Source organism: Streptomyces massasporeus (genome assembly GCF_014648995.1).
Taxonomy (GTDB): Bacteria; Actinomycetota; Actinomycetes; order Streptomycetales; family Streptomycetaceae; genus Streptomyces; species Streptomyces massasporeus.
Genome location: NZ_BMSE01000016.1, coordinates 40,028 through 53,397, shown reverse-complemented (window position 1 = coordinate 53,397; position 13,370 = coordinate 40,028). Strand labels below are relative to the sequence as shown.

The 13,370-nt window shown below is 72.0% G+C and carries 15 protein-coding genes; 5 read left to right on the top strand and 10 right to left on the bottom strand.

The genetic code is table 11. The features are described from left to right. Positions 1–173: 173 nt before the first annotated feature. The 3 genes from dapF to miaA form a co-directional block, all read right to left on the bottom strand. Positions 174–1,046, bottom strand: coding sequence for a diaminopimelate epimerase (dapF, locus tag IE153_RS29375; protein ID WP_189592812.1), 873 nt, complete (start codon positions 1,044–1,046; stop codon positions 174–176). 28 nt (positions 1,047–1,074) lie between these two features. Next, entirely contained in the window at positions 1,075–1,587 is a 513-nt protein-coding gene (locus IE153_RS29370; protein WP_189592911.1) for a hypothetical protein, read from the bottom strand. Positions 1,588–1,695: 108 nt separating this feature from the next. Beyond that, positions 1,696–2,634 carry a tRNA (adenosine(37)-N6)-dimethylallyltransferase MiaA gene (gene miaA, locus IE153_RS29365; RefSeq protein WP_189592811.1) on the bottom strand — a complete coding sequence of 313 codons (939 nt, stop codon included), beginning with the start codon at positions 2,632–2,634 and terminating at the stop codon, positions 1,696–1,698. A 182-nt stretch (positions 2,635–2,816) separates the two neighbouring features. Between miaA and IE153_RS29360 the strand changes: the two genes are divergently transcribed. Beyond that, complete coding sequence (locus IE153_RS29360; RefSeq protein ID WP_189592810.1) at positions 2,817–3,095, top strand: hypothetical protein; 279 nt, start codon at positions 2,817–2,819, stop codon at positions 3,093–3,095. A 26-nt stretch (positions 3,096–3,121) separates the two neighbouring features. Next, positions 3,122–3,472: an antitoxin gene (locus IE153_RS29355; protein WP_189592809.1), complete on the top strand. Its 351-nt coding sequence runs from the start codon at positions 3,122–3,124 to the stop codon at positions 3,470–3,472. 142 nt (positions 3,473–3,614) lie between these two features. On the opposite strand, the gene IE153_RS29350 is transcribed toward IE153_RS29355, so the two are convergent. The 4 genes from IE153_RS29350 to IE153_RS29335 form a co-directional block, all read right to left on the bottom strand. After that, positions 3,615–4,328: a class III extradiol dioxygenase subunit B-like domain-containing protein gene (locus IE153_RS29350; RefSeq protein ID WP_189592808.1), complete on the bottom strand. Its 714-nt coding sequence runs from the start codon at positions 4,326–4,328 to the stop codon at positions 3,615–3,617. Positions 4,329–4,392: 64 nt separating this feature from the next. Further along, positions 4,393–5,907, bottom strand: coding sequence for a tRNA (N6-isopentenyl adenosine(37)-C2)-methylthiotransferase MiaB (gene miaB / locus IE153_RS29345; RefSeq protein ID WP_189592807.1), 1,515 nt, complete (start codon positions 5,905–5,907; stop codon positions 4,393–4,395). A 64-nt stretch (positions 5,908–5,971) separates the two neighbouring features. Beyond that, positions 5,972–6,625 (bottom strand): response regulator, encoded by a 654-nt coding sequence (locus tag IE153_RS29340; protein WP_097221299.1) that lies wholly within the window; start codon positions 6,623–6,625, stop codon positions 5,972–5,974. Further along, positions 6,625–7,590 carry a sensor histidine kinase gene (locus IE153_RS29335; protein ID WP_189592910.1) on the bottom strand — a complete coding sequence of 322 codons (966 nt, stop codon included), beginning with the start codon at positions 7,588–7,590 and terminating at the stop codon, positions 6,625–6,627. Before IE153_RS29335 ends, IE153_RS29340 begins: the two co-directional genes overlap by 1 nt. 223 nt (positions 7,591–7,813) lie before the next feature. Between IE153_RS29335 and IE153_RS29330 the strand changes: the two genes are divergently transcribed. Both IE153_RS29330 and IE153_RS29325 read left to right on the top strand, forming a co-directional pair. Beyond that, positions 7,814–8,299 carry a cation:proton antiporter regulatory subunit gene (locus IE153_RS29330; RefSeq protein ID WP_031103500.1) on the top strand — a complete coding sequence of 162 codons (486 nt, stop codon included), beginning with the start codon at positions 7,814–7,816 and terminating at the stop codon, positions 8,297–8,299. A gap of 4 nt (positions 8,300–8,303) precedes the next feature. Beyond that, a complete protein-coding gene (locus tag IE153_RS29325; protein WP_189592806.1) occupies positions 8,304–9,521 on the top strand; it encodes a cation:proton antiporter in 1,218 nt (405 codons plus the stop codon). A gap of 76 nt (positions 9,522–9,597) precedes the next feature. Here IE153_RS29325 and IE153_RS29320 read toward each other — a convergent pair whose 3' ends face one another. Next, positions 9,598–10,005, bottom strand: a complete 408-nt coding sequence (locus IE153_RS29320; RefSeq protein WP_189592805.1) for a pyrophosphohydrolase domain-containing protein — start codon at positions 10,003–10,005, stop codon at positions 9,598–9,600. A 96-nt stretch (positions 10,006–10,101) separates the two neighbouring features. On the opposite strand from IE153_RS29320, the gene IE153_RS29315 reads away from it, so the two are divergent. Next, the gene (locus IE153_RS29315) at positions 10,102–11,103 is read left to right on the top strand and encodes a TAXI family TRAP transporter solute-binding subunit (protein WP_189592804.1); all 1,002 of its coding nucleotides are present in this window, start codon (positions 10,102–10,104) and stop codon (positions 11,101–11,103) included. 29 nt (positions 11,104–11,132) lie between these two features. On the opposite strand, the gene IE153_RS29310 is transcribed toward IE153_RS29315, so the two are convergent. Beyond that, positions 11,133–12,539, bottom strand: coding sequence for a sensor histidine kinase (locus IE153_RS29310; RefSeq protein WP_189592803.1), 1,407 nt, complete (start codon positions 12,537–12,539; stop codon positions 11,133–11,135). Between the two features lie 9 nt (positions 12,540–12,548). Next, on the bottom strand, positions 12,549–13,235 hold the full coding sequence (locus IE153_RS29305) for a response regulator transcription factor (RefSeq protein WP_031103505.1): 687 nt from the start codon (positions 13,233–13,235) through the stop codon (positions 12,549–12,551). Positions 13,236–13,370: the final 135 nt, after the last annotated feature.

Genomic DNA, 13,370 nt, shown 5'->3' with positions numbered 1-13,370 from the left:
CGCCTCTCGCCGAGCGTGAAACTGATCACCCGTTCGAGGGATGAATGTGAGGTTTGTACCCCCCTACGCCACCACTCTTACGACGCGATTCCCGCCAAGTGGCCGGATATCAACGGTGGTTTCGGGTCGGGTGTCCGAAGCCGCACGGATGTTTCAGGACGACCCGCTGCCGCTCACGCGGACGTGACGGTTTCCAGCCAGTCCGCGTCGATCTCGCCCTCTGCCACGATCACGGCCGGGCCGGTCATCTCGATCTCGCCGTCGGGCCGCTCGGTGATCACCAGGGTGCCGCCCGGGACGTCGACGGTGTACGTCGCGGGGGCGCCCGTGGCCGTCGGGTCGGCGCCGTCGCGGCGGGCGGCGGCCACAGCGACCGCGCACGCGCCCGTGCCGCACGAGCGGGTCTCGCCGGAGCCACGCTCGTGCACGCGCAGCGCGACGTGTCCGGGGCCGCGGTCGACCACGAACTCCACGTTCACACCGTCCGGGTACGCGGCGGCCGGACTGAAGGGCGGCGGGGAGAGCAGCTCACCGGCGTGCGAGAGATCATCCACGAAGGCCACCGCGTGCGGGTTGCCCATGTTGACGTTCCGCGCGGTCCAGCTGCGCTCGCCGACACTCACCGTGACGTCGCCCTCGGGGAGCACCGCCCGGCCCATGCCCACGGTCACGTCACCGTCCTTGGCGATGTGCACGGTCTTCACGCCCCCGCGCGTGGCGACCGCGAGGTCTCCCTCGGTCACGTGACCGGCGCGCTGAAGGTAGCGCGCGAACACCCGCACGCCGTTGCCGCACATCTCCGCGACCGAGCCGTCGCCGTTGCGGTAGTCCATGAACCACTCCGCCTCGGCCGCCACGCCCTCGGCCTCCGGGTGGGCGGCGGACCGCACCACGTGCAGCAGTCCGTCACCGCCGATGCCGGCGCGGCGGTCGCACAGGACGGCGACGGCGGCCGGGGGCAGGTCGATGGCGTTCTCGGGGTCCGGGACGATCACGAAGTCGTTCTCGGTGCCGTGCCCCTTGAGGAAGGCGATCCGCGTGCTCATGCCTCGATCGTAACGGGGCACGCATCCGCTACCGGAGTCGTGCCACCCGCCATACGGCGAGGACCACCACGACGGCCACGACGAGGGCGTACGCGAGGACGACCCGCCAGTCAGGTCTGCGGCCGGAGCCGCGGGCCGGCAGGCCCGGCCAGGTGTAGCCGACGCGGCGGGCGGCCATCATGCCCCAGCCGGCCGCGCAGGAGCAGATCAGCAGGCCCAGCATGGCGATGACGGCGCCGCTGTCGCCGAAGTCGAAGGCGAGCGGGAAGGCGAACATCAGGGAGCCGAGTGCCGCGAGGCTCACGATGGGAGCCAGCTGCCAGATGCGGAGCCGGCCCTGCGGGCGCAGCTCGACCTCGACCTCGTCGGCGAACATCTCGCCGGGCTCGGGGCCGTCGTCCGTCACGCCCTGTGTCTCGTCGGGCCCGTCGGAGCTGAGGTGGTCCGCATCCTGCTCCGGTGCGTCCCCACGCCCCGTCTCATCCCGCTCGGCGGTGATGTGATCGGTGCTTCGTGCGGTGTCGCGAGGGCCGGCCTCCATCGCCACGCGCCCTCCCAACTAGGACTCAACTCGGTCGATCGAAGCTCGATGATGGCACGCCGCCGAAGGACCGGATGACGGCCTGGGCGTCCCGATGCCATGACGTGATCAGGCTGTAACCGGTCGTTCGACCAAGGACAGCGCGAGCTGCGGAAGTTCCGTGCGATCGGCCGCCGCCCCACTCAACCAGTGCACCCGCGGGTCGCGCCTGAACCATGAATCCTGGCGGCGCGCGAAGCGCTTGGTGGCACGCACGGTCTCGGTCCGCGCTTCCTCAAGGGTGCACTCCCCCGCGAGCGCCGCGAGCACCTGCTGGTAGCCGAGCGCGCGCGAGGCCGTACGCCCTTCACGCAACCCCTGCGCCTGAAGTGCGCTCACCTCGTCCACGAGGCCGGCGTCCCACATCCGGTCGACCCGGCGCGCGATGCGCTCGTCGAGCTCGGGGCGGGCCACGTCGACGCCGATCTGGAGGGTGTCGTACACCGAGTCGTGGCCGGGGAGGTTGGCCGTGAAGGGCCTGCCGGTGATCTCGATCACCTCAAGGGCGCGGACGACCCGCCGGCCGTTGCTCGGCAGGATCGCGCGGGCAGCCTCGGGGTCGGCGGCGGCCAGGCGGGCGTGCAGCGCTCCGGAGCCGCGCAGCGTGAGTTCCTCCTCCAGGCGGGCGCGGACCTCGGGGTCGGTGCCGGGGAACTCCAGGTTGTCGACGGCCCCGCGCACGTACAGTCCCGAGCCGCCGACCAGGATCGGCCAGCGGCCCTCGGCGAGCAGCGCCTCGATGTGCTCCCGGGCCAGGCGCTGGTACTCGGCGACGGACGCCGTGACGGTCACGTCCCAGATGTCCAGCAGGTGGTGGGGGACGCCATCGCGCTCTTCGGGCGTCAGCTTGGCGGTGCCGATGTCCATCCCTCGGTAGAGCTGCATGGAGTCGGCGTTGACGACTTCACCGCCGAGACGCTGGGCCAGGAATACGCCCAGATCGGACTTTCCGGCCGCAGTTGGTCCGACGACGGCGATGACGCGGGGGGCGGGGGGTGCACTGCTCACCGCCCCAGTCTCGCAAACCTCGACACCCGGTCTCGAACGAGTTACGTGACGCGACGGCCGCGGGGTCGTTGCCCGTTGCGAGGTTCCTGCCGCCGGATCGCAGAGGCGGTGGCCCGGGCCGCGCAATTTGACGCACCGGGCAACGCGGGATTTCGCCCGCACGAGTAACGTATGGAGTGGATATGGGCGTTTTTGCACGACTTCTCCGGCGGTCGAAGGCCACGGCGGAGACGCCTGCGGCCGAGGCTCAGACCGACACGGCGAAGGCCGGGCCCGAGACGGAGGCGGCCGACGCCGCGGAGACGAAGGGCACCGCCGGAGCGGAGGAAGCGGCGGAGCCGACTGCCGAGGCCACCACGGAGGCGTCGACGTCCACCGAGTCCGAGGGTGTCGACATCCCCAAGCAGCAATCCACCGAGAAGGCGGCAGACAACGACGCCGGCGAGGGCGCCCGTACCTGACCGCCCTGCGCGAGGGAAGGTGAGCCATGGGTCTCATGGACAACGTGAAAGCCAAGCTGGGCCCGGCCAAGGGCAAGGTCTCGGACCTCGCACAGCGGCACGAGGGCAAGATCCACCACGGTCTCGACAAGGCCGCGCAGGCCGTCGACAAGACGACCAAGGGCAAGTACAGCCACAGGATCCAGTCGGGCACGGGCCGGGCCAAGGGCGCCATGGTCCGACTCACGCACCATGGCGACACCGCACCGGACGCGGGCGGCACGACGACCGCCGGCACGGGCGGCACGACGACGCCGCCCGGCACCGCCCGCCGGACGGCTCCGCCGCGGGACCCGGGCGGCGCTCCGCATCCGGAGGCACCACCGCCCACCTCCTGAGCGCACATCGGCGCAGCAGGTTCCGTGCGCACAAGGTTCCATGCGCACATCGGCACACTCAAGGGCACATCGGCGGACGGCCGCGGAGCACGAGGGCTCCCGGCCGTCCGCCGTTTCCCGCGCCCGTGCCTCGCCGCCCGGTCTACGACCAGGCGGCGACGACGTATCCCACGCCGTACGGCGCGTCCTCGTACAGCAGTGAGCCGCCAAGGTCCGAGCCGTCGGCCGCGCCCGCCAGGACCTGCCAGGGGGCCCGGCCGGACACCTTCAGCTCGTGTGCCAGCCCCGTGTCCAGTGCGTTGAGAGCCGCCACGTCCGCCGCGCCGAGCGCGCGTGCGACCTCCGCGTCGAAGGGCGCCGCCCGTTCGTCCAGATAGCCCGGGGCCTTGAGCGTCCGGCACGCGCTCGCGTCGCCCATCACCAGCAGGGCGACCCGCTCGTCCCGGGCGGCGATGTCCCTCCCGGTCCGCGCGCACAGCCCGGGCGGGTACGACTCCCCCAGGCCGAGGCCCTCGACCGGAGCGTCGGACCACCCGGTCCGCTCCAGCAGCCAGGCCGCGACCGCCAGCGCGTACGGCAGCCGCTGTTCCGTGTCCGCGCCCTCGGCCGCTCCCAGCCGTACGTCGCGGTCGACGCCGAAGCCCCGGAAGGACCCCGCCGTTCCCTCCGGGTACGCCTCGGGCCCGGCACCGTCCACCGGTCCGACGACCACGAGCCGGCCGGGCCGGGCGGCGGCGAGCACCCCCAGCGCGTCCGTGCAGGCGGCCCGCGCGGCGTCCAGTTCCGGGGCGGCGCCGGCGGCGACCTCGGGGACCAGCAGGGGCGGGCAAGGGCAGACAGCGGCGGCGACAAGCATGATCGGCAGGGTAACTCTCAGGAGCGGGAGCCGCTGCCACCGCTCTGGGCGGCGGCAGCCCGGGTCAGTCGCAGCCGCACCCGCTCGCCACGGCGGGCAGGGGCTCGGGGGCGCCGATCTTCGGCAGGCCCAGCATCACGCCGACGGGCTTGGCCTTCTCGGCCGCGTTGCGCTTCTCCCAGGCGTCGCCCGCGCGCGTGCGGCGCACGTCCAGCACGGGGCCCTCGGCGAGGAGGTGGTGCGGGGCGGCGTAGGTGATCTCGACCGTGACCACGTCGCCGGGACGGACCTCCTCGTCCGGCTTGGTGAAGTGGACGAGGCGGCTGTCGGGGGCGCGGCCGGAGAGGCGGTGGGTGGTGTCGTCCTTGCGGCCCTCTCCCTCGGCGACCATCAGCTCCAGCGTGCGGCCGACCTGCTTCTTGTTCTCCTCCCAGGAGATCTCCTCCTGGAGGGCGACGAGCCGCTCGTAGCGCTCCTGGACGACCTTCTTGGGGATCTGGCCGTCCATCTCGGCGGCCGGGGTGCCGGGCCGCTTCGAGTACTGGAACGTGAAGGCCTGGGCGAAGCGGGCCTCGCGCACCACGTGCAGCGTCTGCTCGAAGTCCTCCTCGGTCTCGCCGGGGAAGCCCACGATGATGTCCGTGCTGATCGCGGCGTGCGGGATGGCGGCGCGGACCTTCTCGATGATGCCGAGGAAGCGCTCCTGGCGGTAGGAGCGGCGCATCGCCTTCAGGACCGGGTCCGAGCCGGACTGGAGCGGCATGTGCAGCTGCGGCATCACGTTCGGCGTCTCGGCCATGGCGGCGATGACGTCGTCGGTGAAGTCCCGCGGGTGCGGCGAGGTGAAGCGGACGCGCTCCAGGCCGTCGATCTTCCCGCAGGCGCGCAGCAGCTTGCTGAAGGCCTCGCGGTCGCCGATGTCGGAGCCGTAGGCGTTGACGTTCTGCCCGAGCAGCGTGATCTCGGAGACGCCCTCGGCGACCAGGGCCTCGATCTCGGCGAGGATGTCGCCGGGGCGACGGTCCTTCTCCTTGCCGCGCAGGGCCGGGACGATGCAGAAGGTGCAGGTGTTGTTGCAGCCGACGGAGATGGAGACCCAGGCCGCGTAGGCGCTCTCGCGACGCGTGGGCAGCGTCGAGGGGAACGCCTCCAGCGACTCGGCGATCTCGACCTGCGCCTCCTCCTGCACGCGGGCGCGCTCCAGCAGGACCGGCAGCTTGCCGATGTTGTGCGTGCCGAAGACGACGTCCACCCAGGGCGCCCTCTTCACGATGGTGTCGCGGTCCTTCTGCGCGAGGCAGCCGCCGACCGCGATCTGCATGCCGGGGCGGCTCGCCTTCTTCGGGGCGAGGTGGCCGAGGTTGCCGTACAGCTTGTTGTCGGCGTTCTCCCGCACGGCGCAGGTGTTGAAGACGACGACGTCCGCCCCGTCGGCGTCCTCGGGGGCACGGACGTAACCCGCGTCCTCCAGCAGTCCGGACAATCGCTCGGAGTCGTGGACGTTCATCTGGCACCCGTAGGTGCGTACCTCGTATGTGCGCGTGCCGCCCACTGACTGGCTCCGGTCGATGCTGCTCATGGGGACAAGGGTAGGCGGTCGGCGAACGTGGCTCGGCCGCCTGTGGACAACCTCCGCCCCGGGCTCAGGGTTCGATGAGTCCGGCCCTGATCGCATACCGGGTCAGCTCCAGGCGGTCGCGCATGCCGAGCTTCTGGAGGAGGTTGGCGCGGTGGCGCTCGACCGTCTTGGCGCTGATGAAGAGGAGTTCGCCGATCTCCTTCGAGGTGTGGCCCTCGGCGACCAGCTTGAGGATCTCCTCCTCGCGTTCGGTGATGGCCCTCTCCGGCAGGCCGTCGCCGCGGTGCAGCCGCTCGAGGTAGGAGCGGACGAGGGCACGTTCGGCGCCCGGGTAGATGAACGGTTCGTCGCGCACGGCCGCCCGGCAGGCCTCGACCAGGTCGCGGTCGGCGACGGACTTGAGGACGTAGCCGCTGGCCCCGGCCCTGAGCGCCTCGAAGAAGTACTCCTCGTTGTCGTACATGGTCAGGATCAGGATGTGCAGGTCGGGCAGGCGGCGGGAGAGCTCCCGGGCCGCCTGGAGGCCGGTCATGCGGGGCATGGCCACGTCCAGGACGGCGAGGTCGACGGGGGTCTCACGCGCGCGTGCGACGGCCTCGGCGCCGTCCCCGGCCTCGGCCACGACCGTGAGGTCGGGCTCCCCGTCCAGGATGAGGCGCACGCCCCGGCGCACGAGGGTGTGGTCGTCGGCGAGCAGCACGCGGATCGGTGTGGGCATCAGCGGGGTCCTTCGGTCACTGGTTCGCGCTCGGCCACCGGTACGCGCAGCCGTACGTCGGTGCCCCCGCCCGGCGCTGTCTCCAGGGTCAGGGCGGCACCGATGAGCAGCGCGCGCTCGCGCATGCCCGTGAGACCGGCGCCCTCGGGGGCGTCGCCGAGGCCCCTGCCGTTGTCGCGGACGAGGAGTTCGACGCCGCCGGGGACCGGCTGGAGGCGGAGTTCGGCACGGTCGGCGGCGGCGTGCCGGGCGGTGTTGGTCAGGCCCTCCTGGGCGACCCGGTAGACGACGAGTTCCGCTTCGGGGGTCAGGGCGGGGAGCTCGCCGGTGACGTGGTGGCGCGCGGTCAGCCCGTGGGTCGTGAACTCGCCGGTGAGCGAGCGCAGGGCGCTGGCCAGCCCGAGTTCCTCCAGTACGCCGGGGCGCAGCCGGCGCGCGATCCGGCGGATCTCGTCCAGGCCGGCCCGGGTCGCCTCCTGCGCCTGGCCCACCTCCTCGCGCAGGTCCTCCGGCGCCAGATCCGCGACGCGTTTGAGCTGGAGGAGGACGGCGGTCAGGGTCTGGCCGACCTCGTCGTGGAGCTCCCGGGCGATCCGGTGCCGTTCGCTCTCCTGCGCGGACAGCGCCCGGGCGGCGCCCGCGGCCCGCTCGGCCTCGAGGCGGTCGAGCATCGTGTTGTACGTCGTGATCAGCCCGGCCGTCTCCGCCGGTCCTGCGACCACGGGCCGGGAGCCCGGACGCAGCAGATCCGCGGTGGCCATGGCCCGGTCCAGCCGTTGCAGGGGCACCAGGCCGAAGCGCAGCACGAGCGCGTTGCCGGCGAGCAGCAGCACCAGGCCGCCGAGCAGGACGAGGGCCTCGCCCGCGAGGACGGGAGTGGACACGGTGACCGGGCCGAGCAGCAGCGCCGTGGCCACGACCAGGCCGGCGGCGTTGAGCGAGAAGATCCGCCAGAACAACGACACGCTCCTGGATCCGCTCCTTCCCGCCTTCGCGCAGTGCACCGCCCCGTCCACTCTCTCCGGCGACCGGCCGTTGCGTATATCCGTCACGACACCCATGTCGTCACCGTACGGCCGGATGGGACCATGCGGACTTGACCCGTCCGATGGTCGACACCACTCATCAGACCGGCAAAGCGCGACAACACGCGACGAACAACGGACCAGACGAACAAGGGGAAGCAACGTGTCAGCTCCGCGCCTGAGGGCGACGCCACTACCGGGTATCGGGGTCCAGTACGACCTGGAGACCCGGGAGCACCGCCATCTGTCGGTGGTGGCGCACCGCGACGGCACGCGCACGGTGAACGTGTACCGGTCCGACGATCCCGACTCCTGCGCCCAGTCCCTGAAGCTGACCAGCTCGGAGGCGGGATCGCTGATCGACGCGCTGAAGCCGTCCCACCACAGCCCGAGCCTGCTGTACACCACGGACCTGGGGCTGGTCGCCGAGCGGATCGAGGTGGCCGCGACCTCGCGCTGGAACGGGCGGGTGCTGGGCGACATGCGGATGCGGACGGAGACGGGCGCGTCGGTGGTGGCCGTGCTGCGCCGGGCCGAGGCCATCCCGTCGCCCGCGCCGGACTTCCGGCTGGCGGGCGGTGACACGCTGATCGTCGTCGGGACCCGTGAGGGCGTCGACGCGGCCGCGACCATACTCGGGCGGGAGTGAGCCGTTGCACTCCGCGGTTCTGCTCATCGAGTTCGGTTCCATCATTCTCGGCCTCGGCCTGCTCGGCCGGTTCGCCGCCCGGTTCCGGCTCTCCCCGATCCCCCTGTACCTCCTGGCCGGTCTGGCCTTCGGTGAGGGCGGTCTGCTGCCGCTGGGCGCGAGCGAGGAGTTCGTCGCCACGGGCGCGGAGATCGGCGTCATCCTGCTGCTGTTGATGCTGGGCCTGGAATACACGGCGAGCGATCTGGTCTCCAACCTCAAGACCCACTATCCGTCCGGTCTGGTCGACTGCGCCCTCAACGCGCTGCCCGGGGCGGCCATGGCGCTGCTGCTCGGCTGGGGTCCGGTGGCCGCCGTCGTGCTGGCCGGTGTCACCTGGATCTCGTCGTCCGGCGTGATCGCGAAGGTGCTGGGCGATCTGGGCCGGGTCGGCAACCGGGAGACGCCGGTGATCCTCAGCGTGCTGGTGCTGGAGGACCTGGCGATGGCGGTGTACCTGCCCATCGTCACCGCGCTGGTGGCGGGAGTCGGCCTGATGGCCGGGAGCGTGACCCTGGCGATCGCGCTGGGCGCGGCCGGTCTCGTGCTGTTCCTCGCCGTGCGCTACGGCAGGCTCATCTCACGGTTCGTCTCCAGCGACGACCCGGAGAAGCTGCTGCTGGTCGTGCTGGGTCTGACGATCCTGGTCGCGGGCGTCGCGCAGCAGCTCCAGGTGTCGGCGGCGGTCGGGGCCTTCCTGGTGGGCATCGCGCTGTCGGGGGAGGTCGCGGAGGGCGCGCACACCCTGCTGAGTCCCTTGCGCGACCTGTTCGCGGCGGTCTTCTTCGTCTTCTTCGGGCTGCACACCGACCCGTCGAGCATCCCGCCCGTCCTGTTGCCCGCCCTCGGACTGGCCGTCCTCACCGCGCTGACGAAGATCGCCACCGGGTACTGGGCGGCCCGGCGCGCCGGGATCTCCGTCAAGGGCCGCTGGCGGGCGGGTGGCGCGCTCGTGGCGCGCGGCGAGTTCTCGATCGTCATCGCCGGTCTGGCGGTCTCGGCAGGCATCGAACCGTCCCTCGGCCCCCTGGCCACGGCCTATGTCCTGATCCTGGTGGTGCTGGGCCCGCTCACCGCGCGCTACACCGAGCCGGTGGCTACGTGGTGGGGACGACGCCGCGAGCCCCGCCGCCCGGAGCCGGCGCCCCGGGCGACCGAGGCCGAGGCGCCGGTCGCCGACTGAGGAGGCCGAGGCACCGATCGCCGGCCGAGGAGGGTGGGCCGGGCGGCGCGAGACCGGGGCCGGGACGGTGCCCGGGTCAGGCGCCCCCGCCCGGCGCCCACCCCTGTCTGCGCAGCACCCCCGGCACGTCCGGCGCCTCGTAGTGCTCCCCCTTGAGGACCTTGCCGTCCTCGCGGCGGGAGACCGAGCCGTCGGGGCCGATCTTCGTCATGTTGGAGCGGTGGACCTCGGCGAGCACCGCGTCCAGGTCGATGCCGTGCACCAGGGCGGTGCCGTAGGCGACGTAGACCACGTCCGCCAGCTCGTGGGCGAGCCGGTCGAGCGGGCCCCGCACCGACACCTCCGCCACCTCGGCGGCCTCCTCCGCGAGAAGCTCGCCCCGGTGAGCGGCGAGTTCCGGGGAGACCTCCGTCGGCGTCGTGCGGGCGTCCAGGCCGAAGGCGCGGTGGAATTCACGGACCAGGTCGGCGGGCGAAGAGCTCATGGGGCGAGCGTAGTGGCGGCCACTGACACTCCCCCGCCCTCGCCCTGTGACCCCTGCCCTGGTCAGAGGGGCACCCCGGCTGGCAGGATCGCCCGCATGTCCAGAACGCTCCCCCGTATCGGCAGGCGCGGGGCCCTGCAGGGCGGCACCGTCGCCCTCGTGGTCCTCGGCCTGCTGCTGTGGTGGCTGCGCCCCTGGGCCGATGAGCCGCCGAGCGGCACCATCACGTTCAGCACGGGCACCCGCGCCGGGGTCTACCACGAATACGGGGAACTCCTGCGCACCGAGATCGACAAGGACATGCCCGACCTCAAGGTGCGGCTGCTGACCAGCGCCGGCTCACAGGAGAACGTCGCCGACGTGGCGACCGGCGAGGCGGACTTCGCCATCGCCGCGGCCGACGCGATCGCCACGTACAAACTCGACAACGCCCCGGGTGCCGACCGGCTGCGGGGCCTCGCCCGCCTCTACGACGACTACGTCCAGCTCGTCGTGCCACCGGACTCGGACATCCGCTCCGTCTCCGACCTGCGGGGCAAGCGCGTGGCCATAGGGCTGCCCAACTCCGGCGTACGGCTGATCGCCAACGGTGTGCTCAGGGCCGCCGGCATCGACCCGGAGAAGGACATCCAGCCGTCCTCGGACGGCATCGACACCGGGCCCAAGCGGCTGGGGCACGGCCTCGACGCGTTCTTCTGGTCGGGCGGGCTGCCCACGGACGGGCTGAGCCGGCCGGCCAAGAAGTCGGCATCGGCCTTCCGGTTCGTGCCCATCGACGCCAGTCTCGTGGCCAAGCTGCACGAGCAGGGCGGCGCCACGCGCTACTACCGTGCCACCAAGATGCCGGAGTCGGCCTACCCCACCATCCAGCGCGGTCACGCGGTGCCGACCCTGGCGGTGTCCAACGTGCTGCTCACCCGCAGCGACATGGACCCGCGGCTCACCGAGTGGCTGACTCGCACGGTGCTCGACAGCCGGGACCTCATCGGCGCGACCGTCCACTCCGCCCAGCTGGTCGACGTCCGAACGGCGATCTACACCGACCCGCTGCAGCTGCACGCAGGCGCCCAGCGCTACTACCAGTCGGTCAAGCCGTAGCGGCCCGGCCGTCTTGCGGTCGGCTGTCGTCAAGCCGTCGGCGCCGACCTCGGCACCGCCACCGTGACCTTCAGCCCGTGCGGCTCGTGACGGTCGTAGGCGATCGAACCGCCGCCCGCCGCGAGCAGCGCCCGCGAGATGGACAGCCCGAGGCCCGAGCCCTTGATGTTCTGATGCCGGCCGCTGCGCCAGAAGCGGTCGCCGACGCGGGCCAGCTCCTCGTCGGTCAGACCCGGGCCCTGGTCGGTGACGACGACGGTGGAGGTGTCGCCGTGGGAGGCGACGGTCACCTCGACGGTCCGGTCCTCGGGCGTGAACTTCACCGCGTTGTCGATGACCGCGTCCAGCGCGCTGGACAGCGCGACCGGGTCGGCCCACGCGGTCGTCGGCGGGCAGTCCCCCACCAGGCGCACGCCCTTGGCCTCGGCGGTCGGGGCCCAGGCCGCGAGGCGCTCCGCGGCGAGCTCGCCGATGTCGGTGATCTTCAGGTCCGCCTCGGTGTGCTCGGCCAGCGCCAGGTCGAGCAGGTCGTCCAGGACCTGCGCGAGGCGCTTGCCCTCGGCCTGGACCGAGGCGATCTCCTTGTTGCCCTCGGGCAGCTCGAAGGAGAGCAGCTCGATGCGCAGCAGCAACGCCGCGAGGGGGTTGCGCAGCTGGTGCGAGGCGTCGGCGACGAAGGCGCGCTGCTGCTCCAGCACGTCCTCGACGTTGTCCGCCATCTCGTTGAACGACCGGGCCAGACGCTGGAGTTCCGGCGGCCCGCCGGCGGCGGCCACCCGTGACTTGAGCCGCCCGGTGGCGATGTCGTGGGTGGTGGTGTCCAGCACCCGTACGGGCTTGAGCACCCAGCCGGTCAGCCGCAGGGCGGCACCGACGGCCAGCAGCATCGCGGCGAACTCACCCGCGCCGATGACCAGCCAGCCGTGCAGGGTGCGGGAGCGCAGCTGCCCGGTGGGCGAGTCGGTGACGACGACCGCGACGACGTCCCCGTCCCGGATGACCGGCGAGGCGACCACGAGGTTGCGGCGCTGCCAGGGCCACACCTGCTGCGGGTCGTGGCTGCGGCGGCTGAGCAGCGCCTCGTCGAACGCGTCCCGTACCTCGCCCTCCTTCGGCAGCGACCACTTGGCCGGGGCGTGGGCCATGGCACTGCCGTTGCGGTAGAAGACCCCGGACCGGATGCCGTAGACGTCGTAGTAGCTGGTCAGCTCACTGCTGAGGGTGGCGAGGCGCTCGTTCTCGAACGCGCCCTCGGTCCCGTCGGGCGAGTCGGTGACGAACTGGGCGAGGGCGGCGAAGCGCGCCGTGTCGTCGATCCGGTCGACGACGACCTTCTGCTGCTGCGCCCCGGCGAGGCTCACGGCGAGCGGGACGCCGAGCGCGAGCAGCACGGCCGCCATCAGGATGATGAGCAGCGGGAGCAGACGAGTGCGCACCCGGCCCCGCTACCCGGCAGGCGCGACGAGCCGGTATCCGACTCCGCGTACGGTCTCGATGAGGGCCGGCATGCGCAGCTTGGCGCGCAGGGACGCCACATGCACCTCAAGGGTCCGCCCGGTCCCCTCCCAGCTGGTCTGCCACACCTCACTGATGATCTGCTCCCGGCGGAAGACCACCCCGGGCCGCTGCGCGAGCAGGGCCAGCAGGTCGAACTCCTTGCGGGTCAGCTGGATCACCGACCCGTCCACGCTGACCCGGCGGTTGGGCAGCTCGATGTGCACCGGGCCGAGCCGCAGCTCGGTCTCGATGCCGCTGGAGGTGTCCTCGTGGGAGGTGCGCCGGCTCACGGCGTGGATACGGGCGAGCAGCTCCCCGGTGTCGTAGGGCTTCACCACGTAGTCGTCGGCGCCGAGGTTGAGTCCGTGGATGCGGGAGCGCACGTCGGAGCGGGCGGTCACCATGATCACCGGGGTGCTGGTCCGCTTGCGGATCTTGCCGCAGACCTCGTATCCGTCCTGGTCGGGCAGGCCCAGGTCAAGGAGGACGACGCCGAAGCAGTCGCTCTCGGGAACGAGGGCCTGGAGGGCCTCCTCACCGCTGCGCGCGTGCGTGACGTCGAACCCGTGCCGCGCCAGAACCGCCGACAGGGCGGCGGCGACGTGGTTGTCGTCCTCGACGAGCAGCAGTCTCACCCGGGCTCCCCTCGGTTCACTGGCCGTACGATCTAGGTGTGTACAAAAGCGTGCACGCGCGCGCGTGCACCTTGTGCAGTCACGCTGATGGATGAGGACGGCGTCAAGAGGGTTCCGGTTGCGGAGCGCTTCCGT